This window comes from Terriglobus roseus, from assembly GCF_900102185.1.
Taxonomy (GTDB): domain Bacteria; phylum Acidobacteriota; class Terriglobia; order Terriglobales; family Acidobacteriaceae; genus Terriglobus; species Terriglobus roseus_A.
Genome location: NZ_LT629690.1, coordinates 1,824,987 through 1,848,493, shown reverse-complemented (window position 1 = coordinate 1,848,493; position 23,507 = coordinate 1,824,987). Strand labels below are relative to the sequence as shown.

At 55.9% G+C, this 23,507-nt stretch carries 22 protein-coding genes and 2 tRNA genes; 11 read left to right on the top strand and 13 right to left on the bottom strand.

Annotated features, from left to right (window positions below; all coding sequences use genetic code 11):
- The 5 genes from BLT38_RS07900 to BLT38_RS07880 all read right to left on the bottom strand — a co-directional run bounded on the left by BLT38_RS07900 (position 1) and on the right by BLT38_RS07880 (position 5,183).
- The gene (locus BLT38_RS07900) at positions 1-1,509 is read right to left on the bottom strand and encodes a GDSL-type esterase/lipase family protein (RefSeq protein ID WP_083344676.1); all 1,509 of its coding nucleotides are present in this window, start codon (positions 1,507-1,509) and stop codon (positions 1-3) included.
- A gap of 7 nt (positions 1,510-1,516) precedes the next feature.
- Positions 1,517-2,899, bottom strand: coding sequence for a glycoside hydrolase family 28 protein (locus tag BLT38_RS07895; protein WP_083346989.1), 1,383 nt, complete (start codon positions 2,897-2,899; stop codon positions 1,517-1,519).
- 109 nt (positions 2,900-3,008) lie between these two features.
- Positions 3,009-3,830 (bottom strand): VOC family protein, encoded by an 822-nt coding sequence (locus BLT38_RS07890; RefSeq protein ID WP_172838184.1) that lies wholly within the window; start codon positions 3,828-3,830, stop codon positions 3,009-3,011.
- Positions 3,827-4,597 carry a glucose 1-dehydrogenase gene (locus tag BLT38_RS07885; protein WP_172838183.1) on the bottom strand — a complete coding sequence of 257 codons (771 nt, stop codon included), beginning with the start codon at positions 4,595-4,597 and terminating at the stop codon, positions 3,827-3,829. Before BLT38_RS07885 ends, BLT38_RS07890 begins: the two co-directional genes overlap by 4 nt.
- 67 nt (positions 4,598-4,664) lie before the next feature.
- On the bottom strand, positions 4,665-5,183 hold the full coding sequence (locus tag BLT38_RS07880; protein ID WP_231966816.1) for a cupin domain-containing protein: 519 nt from the start codon (positions 5,181-5,183) through the stop codon (positions 4,665-4,667).
- Here BLT38_RS07880 and kduI point away from each other — a divergent pair.
- Positions 5,182-6,063, top strand: a complete 882-nt coding sequence (kduI, locus tag BLT38_RS07875) for a 5-dehydro-4-deoxy-D-glucuronate isomerase (RefSeq protein ID WP_231966815.1) — start codon at positions 5,182-5,184, stop codon at positions 6,061-6,063. The genes BLT38_RS07880 and kduI overlap by 2 nt on opposite strands.
- 32 nt (positions 6,064-6,095) lie before the next feature.
- Here kduI and BLT38_RS07870 read toward each other — a convergent pair whose 3' ends face one another.
- The gene (locus tag BLT38_RS07870; RefSeq protein WP_083344674.1) at positions 6,096-7,343 is read right to left on the bottom strand and encodes a glycoside hydrolase family 88/105 protein; all 1,248 of its coding nucleotides are present in this window, start codon (positions 7,341-7,343) and stop codon (positions 6,096-6,098) included.
- Between the two features lie 164 nt (positions 7,344-7,507).
- On the opposite strand from BLT38_RS07870, the gene BLT38_RS07865 reads away from it, so the two are divergent.
- Positions 7,508-7,774: a hypothetical protein gene (locus BLT38_RS07865; protein ID WP_083344673.1), complete on the top strand. Its 267-nt coding sequence runs from the start codon at positions 7,508-7,510 to the stop codon at positions 7,772-7,774.
- Between the two features lie 18 nt (positions 7,775-7,792).
- Here the strand turns inward: BLT38_RS07865 and BLT38_RS07860 are convergent, their stop codons facing one another.
- The gene (locus BLT38_RS07860) at positions 7,793-8,842 is read right to left on the bottom strand and encodes an L-threonylcarbamoyladenylate synthase (RefSeq protein WP_331711412.1); all 1,050 of its coding nucleotides are present in this window, start codon (positions 8,840-8,842) and stop codon (positions 7,793-7,795) included.
- A 58-nt stretch (positions 8,843-8,900) separates the two neighbouring features.
- Between BLT38_RS07860 and BLT38_RS07855 the strand changes: the two genes are divergently transcribed.
- From BLT38_RS07855 to BLT38_RS07845, 3 genes are all read left to right on the top strand, one after another.
- Complete coding sequence (locus tag BLT38_RS07855; protein ID WP_083344672.1) at positions 8,901-9,488, top strand: class IV adenylate cyclase; 588 nt, start codon at positions 8,901-8,903, stop codon at positions 9,486-9,488.
- 114 nt (positions 9,489-9,602) lie between these two features.
- Positions 9,603-9,677: transfer RNA gene (locus tag BLT38_RS07850), tRNA-Gly, on the top strand.
- A gap of 98 nt (positions 9,678-9,775) precedes the next feature.
- Positions 9,776-9,850 (top strand) — tRNA-Cys (locus BLT38_RS07845).
- Positions 9,851-9,904: 54 nt separating this feature from the next.
- Here BLT38_RS07845 and BLT38_RS07840 read toward each other — a convergent pair.
- Entirely contained in the window at positions 9,905-10,951 is a 1,047-nt protein-coding gene (locus BLT38_RS07840; RefSeq protein ID WP_083344671.1) for an NAD-dependent epimerase/dehydratase family protein, read from the bottom strand.
- Between the two features lie 117 nt (positions 10,952-11,068).
- Between BLT38_RS07840 and BLT38_RS07835 the strand changes: the two genes are divergently transcribed.
- Positions 11,069-12,712: an NAD(P)/FAD-dependent oxidoreductase gene (locus tag BLT38_RS07835; protein WP_083344670.1), complete on the top strand. Its 1,644-nt coding sequence runs from the start codon at positions 11,069-11,071 to the stop codon at positions 12,710-12,712.
- Here the strand turns inward: BLT38_RS07835 and BLT38_RS07830 are convergent.
- On the bottom strand, positions 12,709-13,026 hold the full coding sequence (locus tag BLT38_RS07830) for a Rieske (2Fe-2S) protein (RefSeq protein ID WP_083344669.1): 318 nt from the start codon (positions 13,024-13,026) through the stop codon (positions 12,709-12,711). The two genes, BLT38_RS07835 and BLT38_RS07830, sit on opposite strands and share 4 nt — an antisense overlap.
- A gap of 294 nt (positions 13,027-13,320) precedes the next feature.
- Here BLT38_RS07830 and BLT38_RS07825 point away from each other — a divergent pair, with 294 nt between their 5' ends.
- The 4 genes from BLT38_RS07825 (at position 13,321) to BLT38_RS07810 (ending at position 17,625) form a co-directional block, all read left to right on the top strand.
- Positions 13,321-14,541 (top strand): GRP family sugar transporter, encoded by a 1,221-nt coding sequence (locus BLT38_RS07825; protein WP_231966814.1) that lies wholly within the window; start codon positions 13,321-13,323, stop codon positions 14,539-14,541.
- Positions 14,542-14,570: 29 nt separating this feature from the next.
- Positions 14,571-15,590 carry a LacI family DNA-binding transcriptional regulator gene (locus BLT38_RS07820; protein ID WP_083344667.1) on the top strand — a complete coding sequence of 340 codons (1,020 nt, stop codon included), beginning with the start codon at positions 14,571-14,573 and terminating at the stop codon, positions 15,588-15,590.
- A gap of 91 nt (positions 15,591-15,681) precedes the next feature.
- Positions 15,682-16,548, top strand: a complete 867-nt coding sequence (locus BLT38_RS07815) for an inositol oxygenase family protein (protein WP_083344666.1) — start codon at positions 15,682-15,684, stop codon at positions 16,546-16,548.
- A gap of 99 nt (positions 16,549-16,647) precedes the next feature.
- Positions 16,648-17,625: a carbohydrate kinase family protein gene (locus BLT38_RS07810; RefSeq protein ID WP_231966813.1), complete on the top strand. Its 978-nt coding sequence runs from the start codon at positions 16,648-16,650 to the stop codon at positions 17,623-17,625.
- Positions 17,626-17,672: 47 nt separating this feature from the next.
- On the opposite strand, the gene nadC is transcribed toward BLT38_RS07810, so the two are convergent.
- From nadC to BLT38_RS07795, 3 genes are all read right to left on the bottom strand, one after another.
- The gene (nadC, locus tag BLT38_RS07805) at positions 17,673-18,530 is read right to left on the bottom strand and encodes a carboxylating nicotinate-nucleotide diphosphorylase (protein WP_083344665.1); all 858 of its coding nucleotides are present in this window, start codon (positions 18,528-18,530) and stop codon (positions 17,673-17,675) included.
- Positions 18,530-19,807: a quinolinate synthase NadA gene (gene nadA, locus BLT38_RS07800; protein WP_083346983.1), complete on the bottom strand. Its 1,278-nt coding sequence runs from the start codon at positions 19,805-19,807 to the stop codon at positions 18,530-18,532. Before nadA ends, nadC begins: the two co-directional genes overlap by 1 nt.
- Positions 19,808-19,914: 107 nt before the next feature.
- The gene (locus tag BLT38_RS07795; RefSeq protein ID WP_231966812.1) at positions 19,915-21,129 is read right to left on the bottom strand and encodes a DNA topoisomerase IB; all 1,215 of its coding nucleotides are present in this window, start codon (positions 21,127-21,129) and stop codon (positions 19,915-19,917) included.
- Here BLT38_RS07795 and BLT38_RS07790 point away from each other — a divergent pair.
- Entirely contained in the window at positions 21,128-22,441 is a 1,314-nt protein-coding gene (locus tag BLT38_RS07790; RefSeq protein WP_083344663.1) for an NCS2 family permease, read from the top strand. The genes BLT38_RS07795 and BLT38_RS07790 overlap by 2 nt on opposite strands.
- 68 nt (positions 22,442-22,509) lie before the next feature.
- Here BLT38_RS07790 and BLT38_RS07785 read toward each other — a convergent pair whose 3' ends face one another.
- A complete protein-coding gene (locus tag BLT38_RS07785; protein WP_083344662.1) occupies positions 22,510-23,436 on the bottom strand; it encodes a DsbA family protein in 927 nt (308 codons plus the stop codon).
- Positions 23,437-23,507 lie beyond the last annotated feature (71 nt).

The following is a 23,507-nucleotide window of genomic DNA, read 5'->3' as shown; positions in this document are numbered from 1 at the left end:
TTAGTGCCCATCGGTGGGAGAAGCCTGCAATACGGCCATCGCACCGTCCGGAAGCCCGTTCACATTCGGTCCCAGCTCCACCTGTATGCGGATCACGTTGTCGGCAACCATGCGACCAAAGAGAGCTTTGCCTTTGTCGTTCAAATGCGTGCGGTCCGGCTTAGCTGCGCTGGCATTTTCTGCCTTCTCGTCCGGATGGCCAACCATGTCATAAGTGTCTGCCTGTTCCTGCGAGATGCCGCTGAGATACTTCTGCGACACACTAAACAAATCAACAACAGTCACCTTCTCTTCGGCTGCTACTTTGCGAACGGAGGCCGCGTACTCTTCCAGGCCATCCTTCACTAACACCCCGTCCTTGTAGTTGCGGCGAGACAGAGGAGTCACCAGAATGGGAATCGCACCAATGGCACGGACATCGTGAATGAAACGTCGCAGATTCTCCGCATAGAGCCCATCGGCATCCGCATGGCGTTTGGGATCTGGCTTCTGATCGTTATGGCCAAACTGGATGAAGTAGTAATTCCCTTTCTCGTTCAATGCCTTTTGCCACAAGCCTTCGTCGATGTAGCTCTTCGTGCTGCGGCCGTTCATGGCTACATCCACGCACGCGACGTTAGAAGTCAGCGTGGCGCAGAAGCCTGGTCCCCAGCCACCTTCTGTGGCAACAGTGGAGTCTCCTGTGAGGACTATCTTGAATGGCTGCTGCTGGATGACACGCATGGCAAGCTGCCCTTCCGCAGGAAGAGTTGCGGCTTGCGGCCGAACAAACTTCTTCAACGCAGGAACTACATCTCCAAGATCTACTGCGACCATCCGCCCAAAGACGTAGCTCCCCTGCCAGTTCAAGTGTGTCTTGTCAGGAACAGTCTTTCCTTGCGCGTCCTTCTTCGCAATACCAAGCTTGCTACCCGCGGTCTCGCCGATGCTATCCAGATACGCTATGCTTTCGCTCTGCAGATCGATCAACGATACATGCATATCTGTAGCGACACGCTTCATCACTGCGGCGTGATTCAGCAGATCACTATGAATCTTTCCATCCGCCTGAAAGTAACGGCGCGTTAAAGGAGTCACTAACACCGGCTTGATGCTGTGGCTTCGAGCTTCGGTGACAAAATTCCGCAGATTCTGCTCATAAACGTCGATAGGAACCTGGCGATCATTGTGCTCGGCCGATTCCATGTCATTGTGGCCAAACTGAATCAACATGTAATCCGGCTTGGTAGCGAGAGCGCGATCCCACAATCCAAGCTCACGGTACGTCTTGGTGCTTGCACCGCCTTTTGCCATGTTCAGGCAGTCGATCTGCGGCATCAGGTTCGCGCAGAAGCCGCGACCATATCCAGCATTGTCGGTTTGCGTAGAGTCGCCGATCAGCTCGACACGTATAGAAGTACCAGGCTTACGCTGCGCGGGATTGTTGCCAACATACGCATCTTGTCCGAATGCACTCATCGTGCCTGCAACCAGAAGCGCTACAGAGAGGGAATGCTTATGCAACGACATGATCGCGTTAATCCTCATAAGGAACAAACTTGCCATCGCAAGAAATTACCGATTTCACTGCAGGCGTCGTCGCTGGATTGCTCGTTACCCCCTCGCCAGAGAAGCTCATATTCGCACCCTTCGTCCCATAAGTGAATGCAGCGAATCGCGCACGCATTTGAGCAGGTTGAATGCCGCGTACTTCCACACCATTCAGCGTCACTTCGCTGACGTGGTCTTTGTTCAAGCCCGCAACCTGCACAATGCCGGGAGTAACGCTCAAAACATCTTCGATGCGAATCCCCTTGTAATCCGGCGTCATATCACCCTTCAGACCGGTGTCTTCAATGCCATCGGTTGTCTGTCCGGTGTAGAACGGCGAAATGGAAATGGGCATAGCCACATCACGCATACACACATTGCGATAGGCCACACCGCGCACCATGCCACCGCGCTGCACGTTGCTCTTAATGCGAATACCGCTGGTGGTGTGGTCAAGCGTCAATGTGTCCACGTAAATGTCCGACTCATCGCGTGCCTCGGACCCCATGGACATCCCATGACCGCTATAGAAGTGGTTATCCAGCACGCTCATGTGGTGCACGCTGGCTTTAATTGCAATGTTGTCATCACCGTTATCAATCCAGCTTTTGGCGACGGTTACGTTCTCTGAGGAACCTGGATCGATGCCATCAGTGTTGCGCGCATCCGTGCCTCGCACCGTAGGTGTCAGCAGGTGCACACCCCACGCAGTAAAGCCATTTGTATTGCTCACGGTCACATGGAAGTTCGGCGAGTTATGTAGACGAATGCGATACAGGATCAATCCGTCTGCATGATTCGCAACGATCAGTCTCGGTGCTGAATATTTGGTGTTCGTCGGTTCCATGGCGCGTGACTGCTGCCACCACGTAAACGACTTACTGAGGATCTGTTTGTCGCCGCGCCCATCAATGACGCCATCGCCCATTACGGCGGCGTTCTTCACATCCCGGACGTTGATTAGTGCAAGGCAGTTCTTTGCCTGTGGCCCCGTGACGCCGCAAGTCTCAGGCGTCGAATCAAAGAGCCGCGGATCGCGTGATGCGTACAGCGTCACGCCCTTTTCAATCAGCAGTATCACACCGCTTCGCAGGTCCAGTGGCCCACTGAGAAACGCGTTGGACGCGCCGTCCGCTCTGAGCACCACGGCCTTGCCTTCACCGCAATGATCCATCGCATCTTGAATGCGGCCAGAGTCGAGTTTCTTCTCGTCTTCGTCGCGCAACGCATTGTTCGTAGCCTTAAGCTGCGCTTTGAGAATCGTACAGGCGGGAGGAATCGTCGGCTCTGTGACATGCCGCGTGTCCTGCGCGGAGAGGAAAAGAGGCGAGCCAAACAACAAAACCGCCGCGGTTGCGTAACGTTTCACAAGGATTCCAGTCTGGATGCGGATTCGATCGATGCACCGCAACTATAGGAGGCCGCATTAACTGTCGTCAATGATTATCGAAACGTTTCGTATTCTGACGTACCGCCGTCTAACGCAAAGTGAACACGATTAGATTTCCGTCCGGATCGCGAACGAGAACTCGGTGCTGTTGCACGACGGCAGTGAGTCCACGTTCTTTTAGTTTTCGCAACGTTTCGTTTTCTCTCACACCGGTAAAAACCAGCACGAGCTTCTCCGGCGAAGCCTCTGGAAGAAACGCGAATGAACTGTCCTTCTCACCAGCAGGAGATGTCACGCGGGCGCCTTCCCGTATTCCACCGTCCACGAAGTTCATCTTCTGGATGAAATACTCAGCGGTTACCGCCGGATCTTTCATGGGAACGACAGCGGCCGCGAGATGCGTTGCGATGCGGTCAGTGCCCAGATGTTGGCCGAAATCGTTGCTGTGCTTGGAACCCGGGAGGTATTCGGTGATCTCTTCGGTCTGCCCCTCAGGCCCCTTCCATGCCAGCAGCATGTTCCCTGCTCCGGCCTTGCGCACTGGCGGCGCAACAATGCCATTCGCTGTGTAAATGGGATACAAACCTGGCAGGTTCACCGCCTCGAAGCAAACATGCAAAAACGCCGCCGTCTGCCCGGTATCCGCTGGATATAGCTCAAGATACTGGCGATCATTCAGCTTGATGAATGCCTCCGTCACCTTGCCATCCTTCGTGATTTCGAACGGCTGCGCGAATCCGAGCTTTTCATAAAACGCCCGAGATGCCCGCAAGTCGGCCACACGCATCGCCACATGGGCAATGCCAACAATCGCGGGCTTCTGTGCGGCACTCGGTGACTCCACTTGGGCATGTAATGCCGATAGCGTGAGTGCAGACAAAAGCGCCAAACGAGCAAGATTATTTTTCATCGTGCCATCCATCCCCCGTCCACGGTCAGGACGGTTCCGGTCACATAGTCGCTTGCCGCAGACGATAAAAAGAGCGTTGCACCCACCAGATCCGAAGGCTGCCCCCAACGGCCTGCCGGAATACGCTCCAGAATCTGCCGGTTGCGTGTTTCGTCAGCTTGCAACGCTTCCGTGTTCGTCGTTGCGAAATACCCCGGAGCAACGGCATTCACCTGAATCTGCTTGGCAGCCCACTCGTTCGCAAGCGCCTTTGTCAGTTGCGCCACGCCGCCCTTCGACGCTGCATAGGCAGGCACGCGAATCCCACCCTGAAAACTAAGCAGCGACGCAATGTTCACGATCTTGCCGCGTGCACTACGGTTGATCAGGTCACGCCCCACGAGTTGCGACAGCTGAAAAACGCTCGTCAGATTCACCTGCAGCACGCGTTGCCAGTCCTCCAGCAGCACGTTCTCCGCTTCGTTCCGATGAATCGTCCCCGCGTTGTTGATCAGGATGTCGACATGACCGAACCTTGCCTTCACCTGGTCAAAGAGCGTGCGCGCACCGTCCGTTTCGGATAAATCAGCCTGAAATGACGCAGCGTTATCGCCGATACCGGATGCAGTTTCGTCGGCTGGACGACGGTTTCCATGTACTGCAACGGTTGCGCCAGCCTGAGCGAGCCCCATGGCAATGGCCGCACCAAGGCCGCTGGCGGCGCCTGTCACCAGTGCCACCTTTCCATCCAAACGAAACAGATCGAGCGAAGAAACAGAGGTAGACATAGCTGGATGTCACTCTATGCGTCCAAAGCCACGCTCTGCAAATACGTTTCGATAAAGCGCGGCGAAATTAGTGGGCAGTTCCCTCAGATGAGATCAGGTAAAACGTCACTTTGTCAGCCGTGGTGCGCTTGTGCAGAGTCCCTCGCGGGATGACCAGAACATCGCCTTTCTTCAACTCCACACGGCTTGCACCGTCTGCCGATGGAGCGAGCCATTCTCCTGGCTTCACATTGCGACCCTCTTTTGGAGTACCGCCAAGTTCGTAGACCGTAGAGCCTTCCAACACCTGGAGGATGTGGTCGCGGCCTTCATGCCATTCAAATTCCTTTGCCGCCTTCTTCTCTTCCACGGTCATCACCATGGTCAGACCTGCTGCTCCCTTAAACAGGTTGTCGTTGCCCGGAGCAGCGTTCAGATTCTTTTTAGAAGCTTCAAGCTTTTGGTCAGAGAACACTTGAAAAGGCTCTGGATGCGGGACCGCTTGTGCCTGCGTCTCCAGCAATGGAAGCGCCAGTGCGGTAAGCGATGCAGAGGAAAGAAAGCTGCGGCGAGTGGATGTCATAGCCATGGTGTGTGAAGCATACATGCGCGTTTGCACTTGCGGCTACATCATTACGGCTCGCTATACTGCACACATGAAGCTGCTTCAAATGTCCGATCCGGTGCGCTTTCCCCGCATGACCACTGCAGAATTGCGCGAGACCTTCCTGCTTGAAAACCTCTTCACCGCAGGCGCAATCGATCTGGTCTATGTCGATCTGGACCGTACTGTGATTGGCTCTGCCGTCCCAATGGCAACTCCTCTTCAGCTGGAAACACAGCCGGAATTACGTGCCGATTTCTTCTGTGAACGCAGAGAACTTGGCGTACTCAATGTCGGCGGTGCTGGTTTCATCACCGTTGATGGCGAGCGTTATTCCATGGAGAAACTAAGCTGTCTCTACGTTGGTCGCGGCAGCAAGAATGTTTCTTTTGAGAGCGAAAAATCAGATGCTCCTGCTGCGTTTTATCTACTCAGTTATCCCGCACACGCGGACTATCCCACGAAGTCAGTCGCCTTTAAAGACCTGCAAGGATTGCAGCTTGGCACGGTCGAGACGTGCAACAAACGAACCATCTACAAGGCCATATATCGCGACGGCATTCGTTCCTGCGAGCTTGTGATGGGCTTCACGTTGCTCGATGCAGGATCAAACCTGAACACCATGCCACCGCATACGCACATGCGTCGTTCTGAGGTGTACATGTACTTCGACGTTGATCCAGCGCACCGCGTGTTGCACCTGATGGGACCACCACAGGAAACTCGGCATCTTGTTGTTGCCAATCGCGAAGTAGCTGTCTCACCGGGATGGAGCATTCATGCAGGCGCGGGCACCAGCGCTTACGGCTTCTGCTGGAGCATGGGCGGCGAGAATCAGGCATACGACGACATGGACGGCGTCAGTATTGCCGATCTCAAGTAAGCAGAACTAACGATTCGAAAACGGCCCCGCACTTACTTCGTGCGGGCCGTTTTCTTTCCGATCTGTTGAATTTCACTTGTTGCAAGAAGGTAGGCACCTACGCCCTTTGCGTCGTTATCGCCTACAGCTTCGTGTACATAGTAGTTGTAATCACCAGCCCGATAAGGCTTGCCGCCAAGACCGCTGACTTTTACTGTTCCGTGCAATGTGACCTTACCGTTGCTATCCGTGGTGATGAACTCCTTCTCGATACCGAGCCAGCCCTTCACAGCATTCGCGCGATACTTCTCCGGCAGATAGCCTAGGCGCACTCCCTTTGCGAGTGCATAGGTGAACATCGCACTCGCCGATGCCTCACGGAAGTTGCCGGCCTGACCGCCCTTGTCCATCACGTCCCACCAGGTGCCGTTCTCTCCGTCTTGATACTTCGCGGCGCCATCAGCAACGTGCTGCAACACCGCAATCAGCTTTTCTCGTTGCGGATGGTTCGCAGGAAATGACGGGATGGTATCGACCAATGCCATTGCGTACCAACCCAGCGCACGTGCCCACACTTCCTGCGAAAGCCCTGTGGTCTTATCAGCCCACTGTTGTTCTTTGCTGGCGTCCCAGCCGTGGCGCAACAATCCGCTCTTTGGATCGCGCATGTGTTCATCCATCAGCAAAAGCTGCTTCGCGATATCGTCAAACTCTCCCGTGACGTGAAAGGTCTTCGCATAACCCGCGCGAAACGGTTCGCCCATATAAGCGCCATCGAGCCACATCTGGTTGGGATAGATCTGCTTGTGCCAGTAACCACCTACTGCATTGCGTGGCATGGTCTGGAACTGATTGAAGATGAGCTTTGCTGCTTTCGAATAGCGTAGATCTCCAGTCTTTTCGTACACCGCTAGTACGGCGCGGCCGGGCTCGAGATTGTCCAATGTATGCAACTCAGGATTAAAAGGCTTACCCGGCTCCGTCGTTACATTGCCATCTTTGTCTACCCAACGATCGACTGTTGCTCGCACATAAGCAAATGCATTCGCATCGCCGCTTGCCAGCGACTGCGCGGTCATACCGTCCAGGAGTGTGCCCACCTCATATGCCCAAGCGCCCGGCCTGGCTTGCGTGGTGATGACGCCCGCTGGCCACTCCTGCTCTACCGTTCTTGCCATCGCTGCGCCTTGAGCAGCGGCCCGTTTCACAACAGGATCAACAGCCTGCCCGTGTACCGACGCAACCGCCGATAGAACAACTACAGCCAAAGCCGAGCGAATACCGAAGACTCGAAGCAGCATGAAACCTCTTCTGGACCAACGTTTTTCACTTATACCTTGCGGTGAGAAAAACGTTTTTAGAATCCCACGCCCACATACTACGGCAAGAAACACACGTCCGTCAGATCGGTCACTTCGCAATATGCTACGAAGCGGTAGCTCAGCCTGATATTCTTCCCCTTGAGATGACTACCGTTGACGTGCTCTACCACTTCGAGATCGCCCCGAGCGAACGCTCCGTTCTAGCAATTGCCCGCATTCGCGAGGTTTACGGCATCCGCCGCGTCACGCTAGACGAACGTGCCAAGACCATCGGGCTTGAGTACGACGCAACACGTCTGGCTGAGCCGGCGGTGCGCCAGCTTGTCCGTCGTGCCGGTGTCATGCTGGTCGATCCACCGTCGCCTGAAGAGCCACTGGAGATCGACGATCCCGCGGTCGCACAGGCTTAATAAGCCTTAGCAGCTGATCTACGCGTCGCGCGCGGCCTTTAGCAGGCGGTCGCGAATGGCCTCCACGAGCGGTTCTTCACTGGAAGCAGGAAGCGGACAGACGATTGTCCGCACGCCCTTCTCATCCAACGTTCGCAGCCCCGTGTAAAGTGTCCGCGCAAGCGCAGTAGGATCGTTCCAGGATTCCCATCCAAATACCTTGCCGCTCCATCCACTTGCCTTCCAGCCTCTGGGCAACATCACGCCTGTGTGTTCCGGCGTAACGTGGAGCAGCAAATCGTCCATATCCGCCTGTGTGTGCACCAACATCACGTTTGCCTTCGGTGCGTAGTGCCGTATGCCTACTCCCGGTGACGGGAGGCTCTCCGGCTTGGCCGCGGGCTTCGTGACGTCCTCTCGTCGGTGATAGACGGTAACGGGCTTGCCCAATACCGCTTCAATCTGGCCTCGGCTCACGCCTCCCTGGCGATACAACACGCGCGCAACGGGGTCCAGAACGGTAGACTCCACGCCGATCTCCGACGGGCCTGCGTCCAGCACAGCGTCAATCCGGCCATTCAGATCAGCGAGCACGTGTGCAACGGTCGTAGGGCTGACATGGCCGAAAAGGTTGGCGCTGGGAGCGGCCAGGGGCAGCCCGGCGCGGCGAATCAGCTCCTGCGGTGTCTTGTGAGCAGGCATCCTTACGCCCACCAACTCTCGCCCTGCGGTCACCGTATGCGACAGGTTCGGATGGCGTGGAAGAAGCAGGGTCAGCGGTCCGGGCCAGAATTTCTCCATCAGCATCAGCGCTGCGGTAGGCACTTCGCGCACAACGCGCGAGAGCATCGCCATGTCACTCACATGGACAATCAGCGGATCCCAGCTTGGGCGCTTCTTTGCGGCGAAGATCGCAGCTACGGCCGTTTCATCCAGAGCGTTAGCGGCCAGACCATACACGGTCTCAGTTGGCATGGCGACCAGGCCACCATCCTGAAGGATCTTTGCCGCTTTATCAATGTCGGAGGGTTGATCTGCCTGAAGATGCAGCGTTCGTTGTGCAGAGGAAGAAGATGTCGCAATTTTCACCGGACTATACTGCCCACTTTCCCGTACCGTTCGCAAGTACCCATGCCTATACTTTGTTATGCAGCATGCGGAGATTGAGCTCAAGTTCCGTGTCGGCGATGTGCGCGAGTTCCATACGCGCGCTCTGCACGCCGGCTTCCAGATTCATACTGAACGCACGCTTGAACGCAATACTCTCTTCGACACACCGGAACGCCGCCTGCTCTCGGAGCGGCAGATTCTACGGCTTCGCGAATACAACGGCCGCAATCTGCTGACCCATAAAAAGCCACCAGCGGATAACGACGACACGTCGTTCTACAAAAAACGAGTAGAAACCGAGACCGATGTTGCCGACCCGGACGCGCTGGCCACAGTGTTTGTTGAGCTTGGCTACGGTCCCGTGTTTCGCTATGAGAAGTTCCGTACCGAGTTTCACGATGGCCAAGGGGAGCTTTTGCTGGATGAGACTCCCATCGGCATCTTTGCGGAACTGGAAGGTACACCGGATTGGATTGACCAGGCTCTGGAACGCCTGAATATCTCTCGCGAGCTTTGCTTCACCGATAGCTATGGCCGCATGTTCCTGGACTGGAAGCAACGCAGTGCGTCACTTGCAGAGAATATGACCTTTGAAGAGATCGAATCTTCACGCGCTCTGGTGTAAAGCCATACTTTGGTAGGAATCAAAACATGTAACTGCTTTCCACAGCAGATGTTATTCCAAGGGCCAGCGCACGTTGACCTCAGCCTTCTCATTCGATATAGTTAATCTTGTTGAGCGGGAGTAGCTCAGTGGTAGAGTGCTTCCTTGCCAAGGAAGATGTCGCGGGTTCAAATCCCGTCTCCCGCTCCATTTCCAGCCTTGCCTCTCCGGCGTGCTGATACCGGCTTCAGACTATCGAAGCAAGCGTAAGATAGATTGCACATTCCTCTTCTCCTGAATGTGTGAATGGCGCGGTACCCAAGTGGTAAGGGAGAGGTCTGCAAAACCTTTATGCGTCGGTTCGATCCCGACCCGCGCCTCCACTCCCTACCGCGTATCGAATTTCCTTTTCTACGAATTCAGCAGCAGATATCTCGCTAGGAAATCCATTTCAATAGACGAATGATTCCCATCTCTGCTGGTTTGCGGTGTGCGCTTACATCGGTGCGCGCGGCGATTTCGAGGCGATTCTGCTTATAGTAGTCATACGCTCGCAGCAGCATCTCTTCGTTGGTCAGAGTCGGCTGCCAGCCAAGTTCGCGCTTGATCTTAGTGGTATCGAAGATGAAACTCTCCGCAATCATCTTGTAGTGATACGGACCCAACGGCGACACCTTCAGTTTGTGCGCCAGCATCATTGCTGCAATCGTCGGGGTCTTGGGTAGCGAGCGCACCTTGCTGCGACTACCACCGGCAGCGATAACGGTTTCATACACCTCGCGCATCGACTTCACATTGTCTGAACCGATGTGGAAGATACCGCTGCCCTGGTAGGCCGCGCCCTGAATGCAGGCGGTTGCCAGATCCTCAGCGTAGATGAACTGGTAACGATTGCTGCCGTCGCCCACGACCCATACCGTCTTGTGATCGTCGATGAACTCGTAGAGAATGGCGAGCAATCCCAAACGTCCGCTATCCATGATCGTGGGGCAACGAATGATCACCACGTTCAAGTCGTCCATGAACGGCTTTAGTCGATGCTCTGCTTCAAGCTTGGAGCGGCCATAAAGCTCCACGGGGGCAGGTGTGTCGTTTTCTTCGTGAACCGGATGTCCCAGGTTCGACGCCCACAGGCAGTTCGTGGAGACAAAAACAAACGGCTTCACGTCGTGCTTCTTCGCCAACTCTGCCAGCAGTGCCGTTGCATCCACATTGCTGGTCCACATCAGGTGCTCATCCAGCTTCATACCGTGGGCGAGTTGCGCCGCCGCATGAAAGATAGCGTCGAAGCGATGCTCGGCAAAGGTGCGTTCCATCAGCGTACGGTCACGCAGATCGCCCTGAATGCTGGTCAATCCGGCGAGCCCTGCATCTTCATCGCGCTCGAGATCAATGTTGACGACGGTATGGCCTTCGCGCAGAAGTCTGCGCTTTAATACTCCGCCAAAGAATCCTGATGCGCCGGTTACGAGATAGTGAGCCACAGAAAGTCCTGCCTTCTATCGTACCGAAATACACCATTGCGGAGCCGAACCGTCACAATAGAAGACACTCGCGCGATGCAATCCGTACACTAGCGTGAGTAAGCCTTGAAGGAAGCAATGTCGTCCCGCAAAACCGCCCTCATCATCGGCGCAGGCCCCGCCGGCCTCACTGCAGCATTGGAGTTCCAAAAGCAGAGCTCCATTCACCCCGTCGTCCTGGAAGCATCCGGCGAAATCGGGGGCATCTCGCGCACTGTGCAATACAAGGGCAACCGCATGGACATCGGCGGACATCGCTTCTTCTCCAAGAATGATCAGGTGATGAAGTGGTGGCTGGACCAGATGCCAACCGAACGTGGAGCGGACAGCAAGGCGGCCATCGCGTACCAAAACGACACTCGCTCGATTGCCGGTCTTGCAGAAAATTCTGACAAGACAGCGCAGGAAGCGGATCTGCTAATGCTCATCCGCCCGCGTAAAAGCCGCATTTACTACCTGCGCCGCTTTTTCGATTACCCCATCACACTTACACGCGACACGCTGGAAAAGCTTGGTCTGTTGCGAGCAGTGCGCATCGGCATCAGCTATATCGAATCGCGGCTTGCGCCAATTGAAAATGAAAAGTCGCTTGAAGACTTTCTCATTAATCGGTTTGGCCGGCAGCTCTACCTCACCTTCTTCAAGAGCTACACAGAGAAGGTTTGGGGCACGCGATGCGACGAAATAAGCGCGGAATGGGGCGCGCAGCGTATCAAGGGATTGTCGCTGACCACTGCGGTGAAACATTTCCTGAAGAAGTCGTTCAGCAAGAGGGGCGCTGATTCAACAGATATTCAGCAGAAGAAGACAGATACATCTCTGATTGAGCGTTTTTTGTACCCCAAGTTCGGCCCCGGTCAACTCTGGGAACATGTCGCGGATACCGTCGTGTCTAACGGTGGCGAGATTCATATGGAAAGCACCGTAGTGGGGATTCACACCGATGGCCAACGCGTCATCTCGGTGGACGCTACAGATCCACAAGGCAACATTACGAATTACCCTGCGGACGTCTTTCTCTCCACGATGCCGATGCGTGATTTGATTCGAGCGATGGAACGCACCGGAACGGCCATTCCTACGAACGTGAAACAAGTCGCAGAAGGCCTTGTTTACCGCGACTTCATTACGATCGGTCTTCTCGTAGATCGCCTCGCAGTTACAGAAACTGATGGCTCGTTGCTGAAAGACACATGGATCTATATCCAGGAACCCGATGTCCTGATCGGTCGTTTGCAGATCTTCAATAACTGGAGCCCGTATCTCGTCGCGTCAGACAAAGTCTGGATTGGTCTTGAGTACTTCTGCTATGAGACAGACCCTCTATGGCGCATGCCGGATGACGAGCTAAAGCAGCTTGGCGCAGCAGAACTGCATAAGATCGGTATTCTGCCTTCGCCGCAGTTTGAAGATGCGCATGTGGTTCGCGTTCCCAAGACATACCCTGCGTACTTCGGCACCTACGATCGCTTCGACGAACTCCGTGCCTTCACCGATCAGTTTGAGAATCTCTTCCTTGTTGGCCGCAATGGCATGCACAAGTACAACAACCAGGATCATTCCATGCTGACTGCGATGCGTGCCGTAGACAACGTGATCCATGGCATCACGGACAAGCGCAATCTTTGGAAGATCAATTCGGAGATGGTTTATCACGAAGAGAAGGATGCCGAAGAAGTACCCGACGCTGAAGAAGATTCCATGCGCGCCCCGACGACCTAGACGGAGTTAGGAAGCCTAACGAACACTTCATCGTCATAGCGACGAATCTCGTAGGTTTCCAGATCAGGGTCGGCAATATTTTCACTTTTGCCGTTCGTCACATCGAACCGCCACGCGTGATACGGGCATACCACCATGCATCCGTCCAGATGTCCTGCGGACAAAGGCGCTCCCTGATGCGGACAGTGGTTGTCGAATGCAACCAGCTTCCCTTCGATCTCCGTAACGCAGATCTGCAGTCCATTGCGACCCGCGAAACTCTTCATTTTCCCTGCGTCTGGCAGGTCTTTCGCATCGCATAGTTTCGCAATCATTCCGAACCCTTTTCATGGCGGAACTTGACATCGTCCGCACGGCATCCTAACGTGACATTCGCAAAGCACTTATTGTAGCGAGGACCGTTTGAGCACATCGTCATCCACAGGCCGCACCCTTAGAGCCATTGTCACCGACGTTCAGTTCTGGGTGCCAGTCGCCGTTCTCGGCTTTGGCCTCGCGCTGCTTATCGCGCTTCACTAAAGCGCCATCTTCTCTTCAGGATTACTGCCCTGTCACAAGAACATTCATCCAATGCGTCGTCGCTGCATTCCCTGGGCGTTCTCTGCGGTTTGACTGCAGGTGTCTGGTTGGGAGCCGCGGAAGCGCCCACCAAACTCGTCACTGCAGGCTTTTCGCCCTTTGCCATCTCGCTCTGCATGGTGGCGGGAGTCTTCACCGCACGCTGGACCTTCCCCACGCTGCTCAAAGGCACAGGTTACGTCTTTCGCGATCTGATGGCTCGTAAGCACTTGCTGGTTTGGGCCATTCTTGCAGGCGCCCTATGGGCTGTTGCGAATACGCTGACGGTGTTCGCCATTCGTGATGTGGGCCTGGCCATCGCCTTTCCCATGTGGAACACAAATTCGCTCGTTGGCCTCTTTTGGGGACGAGTTCTCTTTCGTGAACTGCAAGGTGCTGACGGCAAGACCACAACGAAGGTCATTCTTGGCACCACCTGCATCATCATCGCAGCCATCATGCTTGGCTTCAGCACCATTCATGGAGCCACCTCCACGGGCCATAACGCACTCGGCGGCGTTCTTGCTGCCATTGGAGCCAGCCTCATGTGGGGCACCATGTATGTGCCGTATCGCAAGGCCTATCTCAGCGGTATGAATCCCCTGTCCTTTGTGACGGCTTTCACCGTGGGCGAACTGTTCACGATGTTTGCTCTCACCTGGACGCTGGATGGCGGACGTCATTCTTCCGCATTCACTCTCGCTCAAAGCGGGCCATTGCTGTTCTGGCTCTTTCTCGGCGGCTTTGTCTGGGTGATTGGTGATCTGTTCCAGCAATTCGCAACGAAGTACCTCGGCATTGGCCGCGGCATTCCACTCTCCAACACCAACCAGCTTTGGGGATTGGCGTGGGGCGCGTTGGTCTTTGGTGAGCTTCGTAATGCCGACGGCCAACATAAGGCATTGGTCATCGCCGGATCGCTGATCATGATCCTTGGCGCACTCTTCATCAGTACAGCGAAGGCCTCGATTGGTGAACACACATCGCGCAACAAAGCACTGGAACGCGAGTGCGACCGCTATGGCCTGGACTACCGCGAAACGCTGCTTGCTCAGGCGGGCGACGAGTTTTCAGGACGCGAGGAAAAGCGCCGGTGGTGGGATTACCTCATCGTCGCGGTGGCCACCGGGTTCTTCATCTTCCTTGCAGTTCGTGCTGTAGTACCGCCGCTGGAGATGAGCTTCCGTTGGATGGCTGCGTTGGGTGTCGTTCTGGTGGTAAGTTTGATCGCCGCCGGGTTGCGCCTTCGCCGCGAGACTCGCTTTTCCTGATGCCTACCGCACCGTAAACTGGATTCACTGTGGCCGTACGACTGAAAGACATTGCGCGTGATCTGAACGTGTCCACCGTGACCGTTTCCAAAGTGCTGCGCGGCAACCCCGACATCAGCGAAGCCACCCGTGCGCGTGTGCTGCAACGCATGCAGGAGCTGAACTATCAGCCGAACATGCTGGCACGCGGATTGGCCAGTGGCCGCACCTACACCGTCGGCCTTGTGGTCCCGGACCTTGTTCAGACCTACTTTGCAGAGTTTGCAAAGTCCCTCTCCGAAGTTCTGCGAGAGACAGGTCGCGCTCTCATCATTGCGTCGTCAGAAGACAACCCAGCGATTGAGCAATCAGAAATCCGCACGATTCTCAGCCGTGGTGTTGATGTATTGCTCGTGGCCTCGTGCCAACAGAACCTGACCAGCATCTACCAGTCCGGCGATGAGCGTACGCCGTACCTGCTGATCGACCGAAACTACCCGGAACTGGATGCACCCTTCGTTGGCGGTGATGACTTTGGTGTAGGCCGCATGGCGACGCAGCACCTCATCGACACTGGCAGGAAACGTATCGCTCACATCACGGGACGCCCGCTGAGCCCGTCATTGGAGCGTGCACGCGGTTATCGCGAAACTCTTGCTGCAAATCAGCTCCCGGTGGATGAATCGCTCGTAGTCCGTTTCGATCACATGGACGAAGCCGGCGACCGCGAAGGCTACGCCGCCATGCAGCGTCTGCTCCAGGAGCACCCGGACGTGGACGCGGTCTTCTGCTACAACGACCTTGCCGCCATTGGCGCCATGGAAGCTGCTCGCGACGCCGGCCGTTCCATCCCCGGCGATATCGCCTTCGTTGGCTGCGGCAACATGCGGTATGCCCGCTACCTGCGCACGCCGCTCACATCCATTGACCACGGTACGGATCGCCTCGGTCAGCAGGCCGGTCGACTCGCGATTCAGCTCGCGGAACAACCCAATTTGGAACCCCGTTCGGTCCTCCTGGAGCCCACTTTGGTAATCCGCGAATCATCTCTGACAACTTCTGCCAAATAAGAACTTTTCTCCTTGCATACCGTCTCAGTTACTGGGTATAGTTACCGCTAACTAAACGCCCGTAGGAAAGGCGTAGCTGGGAGGGGTTGTTATGGGTTCTGCAGTTGTTGATGTTGTGGGTGAGAACGGTTTACCGATCGAGCACGAGTGGGAAGAGTTCCTTCAGGGCCGTTACAAAGAAGGCAAGAATCAGGAAGAATTCCGCGTTTATGACGCGGAGGCAAACCCTGGTGTTGCAGAGTTTTACCGCCTGAACCATACCTACCAGACGCATGAATACGTGTTGGGCAAAGAGAAGGAATACTTCGGCCTCACGCGCGGCAAGAAGAGCATCTGGGAAGCGGCCGAATATCTAAATACCCTCGTCGACGACAGCGACCCCGACACCGATCTGACCCAGATCGAGCACCTGTTGCAGACCTCCGAAGCCATGCGCGCCAACAACGAGCCGCGCTGGATGGTGGCAACCGGTTTCGTTCATGATCTGGGCAAGTGCCTCTGCCTGTACGGCGAACCGCAGTGGGGCGTTGTGGGCGACACCTTCCCCACCGGCTGCGCCTACTCCGACCAGGTAGTCTTCCCCGAATACTTCAAGGCAAATCCGGATTACAATAACCCCCTATACCAGACCAAGTACGGCATCTACGAGCCAAACTGTGGACTGGACAAGGTGAAGATGAGCTTTGGCCACGACGGCTACATCTACGAAGTCATGAAGAATTACCTCCCCATGGAGGCGCTCTACATGCTTCGTTACCACTCGTTCTACGCATGGCACCGCCACGGCGCTTATGACCACCTGTGCAACGAACAGGATCGCGCAATGCTGCCTTCCGTACTTCGCTTCAACCCCTATGACCTGTACTCGAAGGGCAACACTAAGCCAGATATGGCCCAGCTGAAGCCCTATTACGACGATCTCTTTGCGGAGTTCTTCCCCGAAAAGCTCGACTGGTAAACCAGTACCCTCTTCTCTCCAGCGCCCCCGGTTATCCGGGGGCCTTCATTTGTGTGGCCAACAATATGGCGTTCTATTTTTGCTTTTCAGGGGAGTACGATGAAGGAGATGTCGCACAAACCGAAGAGCACAAAGGTCGATCTGGTAGGCGTGGGTCTGAACGCCACCGACACTGTCATTCCCCTTGCCAGCTTCCCCGCCCTCGGTTCTAAGACCGAATATTCTGAGCGCAGCATCCTTCTTGGTGGCGAAGTCTCAACCGCCGTCATCGCCTGCCGCCGCTGGGGCCTTCGTACGCGTTACATCGGACGTCTTGGAGACGACTACGCTGCACGCCTGCACCGCGCTGCCTTTGATGACGTCGGTGTCGAAACACACATTACAGCTGTAGAAGACGCGGCAAGCCCTCAGTCGCTGATCCTTGTTGACGGCTCTGGCGAGCGCACGGTTCTCTGCCATCGCGATCCGCGCCTAACGTTGCAACCGGAAGATCTTCACCGAGAGTGGATCACCTCTGCCCGCGCGCTGCTCGTAGACGGATATCACACCACTGCTGCTATCACTGCAGCAGGTTGGGCCCGTGAGGCCGGAATCCCCGTCATTGCTGATCTGGATGTGATTCGTCCCGGCGTAGATGACCTGCTGCCGCTGGTTGATTATGTTCTCGCCAGCCGCGAGTTCCCTTCCGCCCTTACCGGCGAGCCTGATCCATTGAAGGCTCTCAAGCTCCTTCAGGAACGCGCAGATTGCAATCTAGCCGGCATCACCCTGGGCCTTGATGGTGTCCTCACCTTCAACGGAAAGCAGATTCTGCAGCGCCCCGCATATCGCGTCTCCACTGTGGACACCACAGGTGCGGGCGACCTCTTCCATGCAGGCTTTATCTACGGCTTGCTGCAGGGCTGGCCGCTGGAGCGTCAGCTTGATTACGCCTGTGCCGCCGCGGCATTGAACTGCACACGCGCCGGCGCACGTGGTCGCATTGGAACAGTGGAAGAGATCACGCGCATCATGCTTGCGGATCAGCGATACACCATTCAAAATGCGATCGCCAGAGAAGCCACAACCTCGTCTTAATTTGTTGAATTAAGACGAGGTCCGCTCACGAACCAGCGGGCTTCAATTTAGTTGTTTTCGATATCCAAACCAAGATCGAGTGCGCGGACGCTGTGTGTCAGTGCACCCACGGAGATAATGTCGACGCCTGTCTCCGCAATCTCGTGGATGCGTGGCAACTGGACACCACCGCTTGCTTCCACGAGTGCACGGCCGTTGATCTGCTTTACCGCATCGCGCATCTGCTCGGTTGTGAAGTTATCCAGCATGATCGTATCGACACCCGCAGCCAACACAGGTTCAATCTGATCGGGACGATCCACTTCCACCTCAAAATGCGTTGTGTGCGGAAGACGGTTGCGTGCCTCGATCAAAGCAGCAGTGAGATCCTTCTTGCCACCGTCGGTAACGATCGCAAGATGATTGTCCTTCGCCAGCACCGCATCTGACAGTGAGTAGCGATGATTAAACCCACCGCCGCAGCGAACCGCATAGCGTTCCAATAGCCGCAATCCGGGAGTGGTCTTGCGTGTGTCTACGATGTGCGCCTTCGTACCAACTGTCTCCGCAACATACTTCGCAGTAAGAGTCGCAATGCCGCTCATTCGCTGGACGAAGTTCAGCGCAACGCGCTCTCCGCGAAGCACATTGCGGGCAAAGCCACTCACCGTGGCCAACACCTGACCGGAGGTAAACGGTTCCGCGTCCCGAACTGAAAACGTGACGAGCGTTGCAGGATCTACCAAACGCATCGTCGCAGCGAAGACTTGCGCACCCGCAAGTACGCCATCTTCCCTGGCCGCGAGAATCGCTGTCACCTGCGCATCCTCGGGAATAAGAAGCTCGGAAGTAACGTCACCCCATGGTGCGTCCTCATCCAGTGCAATGCGGACAATGCGATCGATAGCGTCTGCGGCGAGTGTCATTATGCAACCTTGGGCTTCACGGAAAGCATGCGTTCCAGCGCAACACGTGCGGGCTCCGCTACGTCATCCGCAACCGAGATCTGATTCACAATCTCACCGCGATCCAACGACTCCAGCACCCACGCCAGGTAGCTGGGGTGAATACGATACATCGTAGAGCACGGGCAGATGATCGAATCCAGGCAGACGATGGTGTGTTCCGGATGCTGATCTGCAAGTCGCTGCACCAGGTTGATCTCAGTACCGATGGCAAATACACCACCAGGTTCCGCACCTTCAATGCGTCTCTTGATGTAGTCCGTAGAACCGTACTCGTCCGCCGCGTCGACCACTTCCATAGGGCATTCCGGATGCACAAGCACACGAACACCAGGATGCCGGAGTCGTGCATGGCGAATCTGCTCCACGGTGAAGCGCTTGTGTACTGAGCAGTAGCCGTGCCACAGGATGACCTTAGCATCACGCATTGCTGCTTCCGTATTGCCACCAAGCTTCTGCTCCGGCTGCCACACCGGCATCTGCTCCAGCGGAATCCCCATGGCTTTTGCCGTATTGCGTCCAAGATGCTGGTCCGGAAAAAACAGCACGCGCTGTCCACGCGCGAAGGCCCATTCCAGTACCTGCGCGGCATTGGATGAAGTACACACAATGCCGCCATTGCGTCCGCAGAACGCCTTGAGCGCAGCCGAGGAGTTCATGTAGGTCACAGGGATAACAGGTGCGCGGCCGTCAGCATCCGGCTCGTTGCCATACAGGTCCATCAACTCTTCCCAGCAATCCTGCACGCTATCCAAGTCGGCCATGTCAGCCATGGAGCAACCGGCTGCAAGGTTTGGCAGCACTACCGACTGTTCCGGCTTCGAAAGCATGTCTGCCGTTTCTGCCATGAAATGAACACCGCAGAAGACAATGTATTCCGCATCTGGTCGAGTCTTTGCTGCATTCGCAAGCTGGAAGCTGTCACCAACAAAGTCGGCGTACTTTACGACTTCATCGCGCTGGTAGAAATGTCCAAGGATTACCAGTCGATCGCCTAGCGCGTGCTTTGCCGCACGGATACGCAGATCAAGCTCCGCAGCAGATGCATTGCGATACTCACGCGGAATCACACCCTGCGCAGGCGAGCCTTCAGGCAGAGCATCACGCTGTGACGCACCTGGGCCATAACCCGTGACGGCGTCGTACTGCCAGGGATCATCTGCAAGTGCGGAAGAGCAACTGGAGCCTTGCTGTTCGCCAATACGAATCAGCCGGAGAGTGTTGTTAACGGAAGCCACGCCAAATCCTCGTAACCACGCGTCCCGGGATTCCGCTGGCACTCGATGTTCCGATGCACCGCGTGTACGCGCTTCTACCAAGGATAAACGTTCTGTGAAGCTCCGTGTCAGGCCGCCTTTTTCAAAAGCGCTTGCTGGCGTAGCAGATTGACCAATTCGCGTTCCTCAGCGCGTAATGCCGCAGCATGTTTAGCTACGTTCTTGCGCTCTTTGGCGATCTCGCTCTCCAAGCGCTTCTCTGCTTCTTCGGCACTAATGGCACCGAGATAACGTTCCAGAACTGCTGGATGGACATAGCACTTGCGGCAAACGCTGGGAGTATTTCCCAGCTTGGACGCCACCTGAGCGATGGCCTGCACTACGTTCTTCTTCGCCTGCGTCATGGACGTTGCCGGTTCTGACTCGTTGAGCAAGGAGCAGCACAGGACGCTGCCTGCCCACGTACGGAAGTCCTTTGCTGTGAAGTGTTCGCCCGTAATGTCTTTCAGGTAGTCATTCACATCAGTGGAACCGATGCTGTGGCGATTACTCTCATCGTCCACATATTGAAACAGTTCATAGCCTGGAAGCTCGCTAATCTGGCGAATGATCTTCGCAAGCCTGCGGTCTTGAAGGTTGATGGTGTGATGAACCCGACTCTTGCCTTGAAAGTCGAACTTAACGTGCGCTCCGTGAACCTCCACATGTTTCGTCCGCATCGTGGTCAATCCATAGCTCTTGTTGGTGCGCGCATATTCTTCATTGCCAACACGAATATGCGTCTCCTCCATCAGGCGCACAACAGTAGCTAACACCTTTTCACGCGGCAATCCGGGATGCCCTAGATCGTTTGAGACACGCTTACGAATGATGGGCAATGCTTCCGCGAAAAGTGCCATGCGCTCATACTTCGTCTCATCGCGGACTTCACGCCAGCGCGGATGGTAGCGGCTCTGCTTGCGCCCCCGGGCATCCCGTCCGGTACATTGCAGGTGGCCGTTGTCGTGTGTGGTGATCCAGACATCGGTCCATGCAGGCGGGATCACGAGCGACCGAATACGTGACAGGGCTTGCTTGTCACGCAGCACCTTGCCATCTGGCGTGGTGTAACGGAATGTCTTGCCATGCGGCGTCCGGTGGTATCCAGGTTGACGATCGCTTGTGTAGCGAAGTCCTGCTGACTTGGCCGCTTCCACCGGATCCAGAATGATTTCCGGCGCTTTGACTCCGACTGCCTTCTTCATCGCAACGAATGGGATGCAGAATCCGCAACCGGGGTGACCGGTGTGTTGTGGGATGGATGTCTCGTATAGTTGCCATATCCCCTCCCGTGGAAAGGACATGCTTTTGCGCCAGGCATTAGAGCGCTATTTCGACTTCCCAGGCCTCGACGCCAACTGGCGCACGGAGATCCTTGCGGGTCTAACTACCTTTCTGACGATGGCTTACATCATCTTCGTCAACCCCGCGATCCTGTCGAAGACCGGAATGCCCATTGCTGCGGTGACGGCGGCCACCTGTCTTTGCGCCGCGTTCGGCTCCATCCTGATGGGGTTTCTGGCGCGCTATCCGTTGGCACTGGCGCCGGGTATGGGGCTGAATGCGTACTTCACCTACACCGTGTGCCTGAAGATGCATATTCCCTGGCAGACCGCGCTGGGTGCTGTGTTCCTCTCCGGTGTGGTCTTCCTGCTGCTTACCTTTGGTGGTATTCGGCAGTTGCTGGTGGAGGCGATTCCTCGTGAGCTGCATGCTTCGGTCGCGGGCGGTGTTGGACTGTTCATTGCCTTCATCGGGTTGATGGAGTCGGGGATCATTGTGCGTGATCCGGATACCACGGTTGCGTTGGGTAACCTTCGTGCTCCGGGAACGGCGCTGGCGTTGTTCGGGTTGCTGCTGATTGGTGTGCTGCAGATCCTACGTGTGCGCGCCTCCATTCTCATTGGCATTGCCGGGACGTTGCTTACTGGATATGTCTTTGGTCAGGTGCATCTGGCTTCTCAGCCGTTCTCCTTCAAGGCAATTACGTCGACTGCGTTCCACTTGGACATTCCGGGCGCTTTGCATACGGGCGCGCTGGAGATCATCTTCGTCTTCCTCTTCGTGGACCTGTTCGACAACGTGGGAACACTTGTCGCCGTGACCAAGAAGGCTGGACTGATTACGGACGACGCGAAGATACCGAGGTTGTCACGTATCTTCTTCGCCGATGCGACCGCGACGATTGCGGGATCACTGGCTGGAACAAGTACTGTGTGCTCTTATATTGAGTCTTCTGCTGGTGTTGCTGCTGGTGGAAGGACTGGTATTCCGGCCATCGTGACGGGGCTGTGCTTCTTCGTATCCATGTTTGTTGCGCCTCTCGTGGGAGCGATTCCCAGTTCGGCTACTGCGCCTGCGCTGATCATTGTGGGTGCGTTGATGCTGGGCTCTATTGCCGAGGTGAACTGGAGCGAGCCGACCGTTGCAATTCCGGCGTTCCTGACGCTGGTGATGATTCCGCTCACATATTCCATTGCGAATGGACTTGGAATCGGCATTACGAGCTTCGCGTTGTTGAGGTTGTTCAGTGGACAGTCATCGCGCAAAGATTGGCTGCTGTTTGTGTTGGCTGCGCTGTTTGTTGCTCGTTTCCTCTTCCTGTCACATCACTAAATACGTGCACGAAGAATGGCCGCAACGTTTGCGTTGCGGCCATTTTTCTATTCAGTCGATGCGAAGAACTACTTCAAACCTTCCTGCTTCAAGTCCCAGTCGATGACTTGCTTCAGGGTCTCGTAGGGTACGCCACCCAGGGGCATCAGGTGGCCGTTGACCGCCAGCATAGGGGTTTGGTCAACACCCAACTTCCCTGCCAGGTCTATCTGGCCGTCCAGCTTGGTCTTGGCGGCGGGTGAGGCGGCGCAAGTGGCCATGGCGGCAGGGTCTGCACCGGCGGCCTTTACGGCGTTGGCAATGGTGGTGTCTGCCATGGCGTCGGTGAGGCCTTCCTGGTGGGCGAAGACGTCCTTGATGTAGGTGAAGAAGGCTGCATCACCCTTGGTCTGCGCTATGCAGTTGCCCGTTGCCGCGGACTTGTAGGCAAAGGGATGAATCTCTACCAGCGGATAGTTCTGGTACACGAAGCGAGCCTGTGGGAAGTCCTTCTGGAGCTGCTCGATGACTGGCTCCGCTTCCTTGCAGTGCGGGCACTGCAGATCGGCGAACTCCACGAAGAGGATCTTCTTGTCGGCGGCTCCAGTTGCGGGGCCGTTGGCTTCGGCGGCTAGCACCTTGGCGTTGTCCTCAAAGGGATGGGCTCCGAAGCGGAAGACCGTGTCAGCGATGGCGTATTTGCCATCGGGCGTGACGAAGAAGCGTACGCTGTCGACCTTGTTGCCCTGGCTCTTGTCTGCCACGAAGATGGTCACCTTGCTCACGCCGGGAGCAGGTGTCTTCTGGATGGCCATCACCTTCCATGAACGGTTCGTGTCGTAGCCCCAGATTGCCTTGAGGAACGCGTTTACGTCGTCTGCGGTGGGAGACGCGGCGTCGAAGTACTTCTGATTGATAGCCGGAAATGGGTCAGCGGCGGGAGCCTGAGCAACAGCGGCAGAACCAACCGCAATTGCCACGGCAGCAGCAAAGGAGAGCAAGGACTGGGTTCGCATGATCACGTTTATCTTCTCACCCGAGAGCGATGGCGCAATCGTCTTTCACTGCGCCGGGTTGCGCTACCCCC

Excerpts from the sequence above, each read along its gene's own strand:
- BLT38_RS07785 (WP_083344662.1), bottom strand. The coding sequence starts at position 23,436 with ATGCGAACCCAGTCCTTGCTCTCCTTTGCTGCTGCCGTGGCAATTGCG.
- BLT38_RS07890 (WP_172838184.1), bottom strand. The coding sequence starts at position 3,830 with ATGAAAAATAATCTTGCTCGTTTGGCGCTTTTGTCTGCACTCACGCTA.
- BLT38_RS07900 (WP_083344676.1), bottom strand. The coding sequence starts at position 1,509 with ATGTCGTTGCATAAGCATTCCCTCTCTGTAGCGCTTCTGGTTGCAGGC.
- BLT38_RS07835 (WP_083344670.1), top strand. The coding sequence starts at position 11,069 with ATGTCGTCCCGCAAAACCGCCCTCATCATCGGCGCAGGCCCCGCCGGC.
- BLT38_RS07885 (WP_172838183.1), bottom strand. The coding sequence starts at position 4,597 with ATGTCTACCTCTGTTTCTTCGCTCGATCTGTTTCGTTTGGATGGAAAG.
- BLT38_RS07790 (WP_083344663.1), top strand. The coding sequence starts at position 21,128 with ATGCTTTTGCGCCAGGCATTAGAGCGCTATTTCGACTTCCCAGGCCTC.
- BLT38_RS07870 (WP_083344674.1), bottom strand. The coding sequence starts at position 7,343 with ATGCTGCTTCGAGTCTTCGGTATTCGCTCGGCTTTGGCTGTAGTTGTT.
- BLT38_RS07795 (WP_231966812.1), bottom strand. The coding sequence starts at position 21,129 with ATGTCCTTTCCACGGGAGGGGATATGGCAACTATACGAGACATCCATC.
- kduI (WP_231966815.1), top strand. The coding sequence starts at position 5,182 with ATGCGCGTTTGCACTTGCGGCTACATCATTACGGCTCGCTATACTGCA.
- nadC (WP_083344665.1), bottom strand. The coding sequence starts at position 18,530 with ATGACACTCGCCGCAGACGCTATCGATCGCATTGTCCGCATTGCACTG.
- BLT38_RS07855 (WP_083344672.1), top strand. The coding sequence starts at position 8,901 with ATGCAGCATGCGGAGATTGAGCTCAAGTTCCGTGTCGGCGATGTGCGC.
- BLT38_RS07880 (WP_231966816.1), bottom strand. The coding sequence starts at position 5,183 with ATGTATGCTTCACACACCATGGCTATGACATCCACTCGCCGCAGCTTT.
- BLT38_RS07830 (WP_083344669.1), bottom strand. The coding sequence starts at position 13,026 with ATGATTGCGAAACTATGCGATGCGAAAGACCTGCCAGACGCAGGGAAA.
- BLT38_RS07865 (WP_083344673.1), top strand. The coding sequence starts at position 7,508 with ATGACTACCGTTGACGTGCTCTACCACTTCGAGATCGCCCCGAGCGAA.
- BLT38_RS07810 (WP_231966813.1), top strand. The coding sequence starts at position 16,648 with ATGAAGGAGATGTCGCACAAACCGAAGAGCACAAAGGTCGATCTGGTA.
- BLT38_RS07815 (WP_083344666.1), top strand. The coding sequence starts at position 15,682 with ATGGGTTCTGCAGTTGTTGATGTTGTGGGTGAGAACGGTTTACCGATC.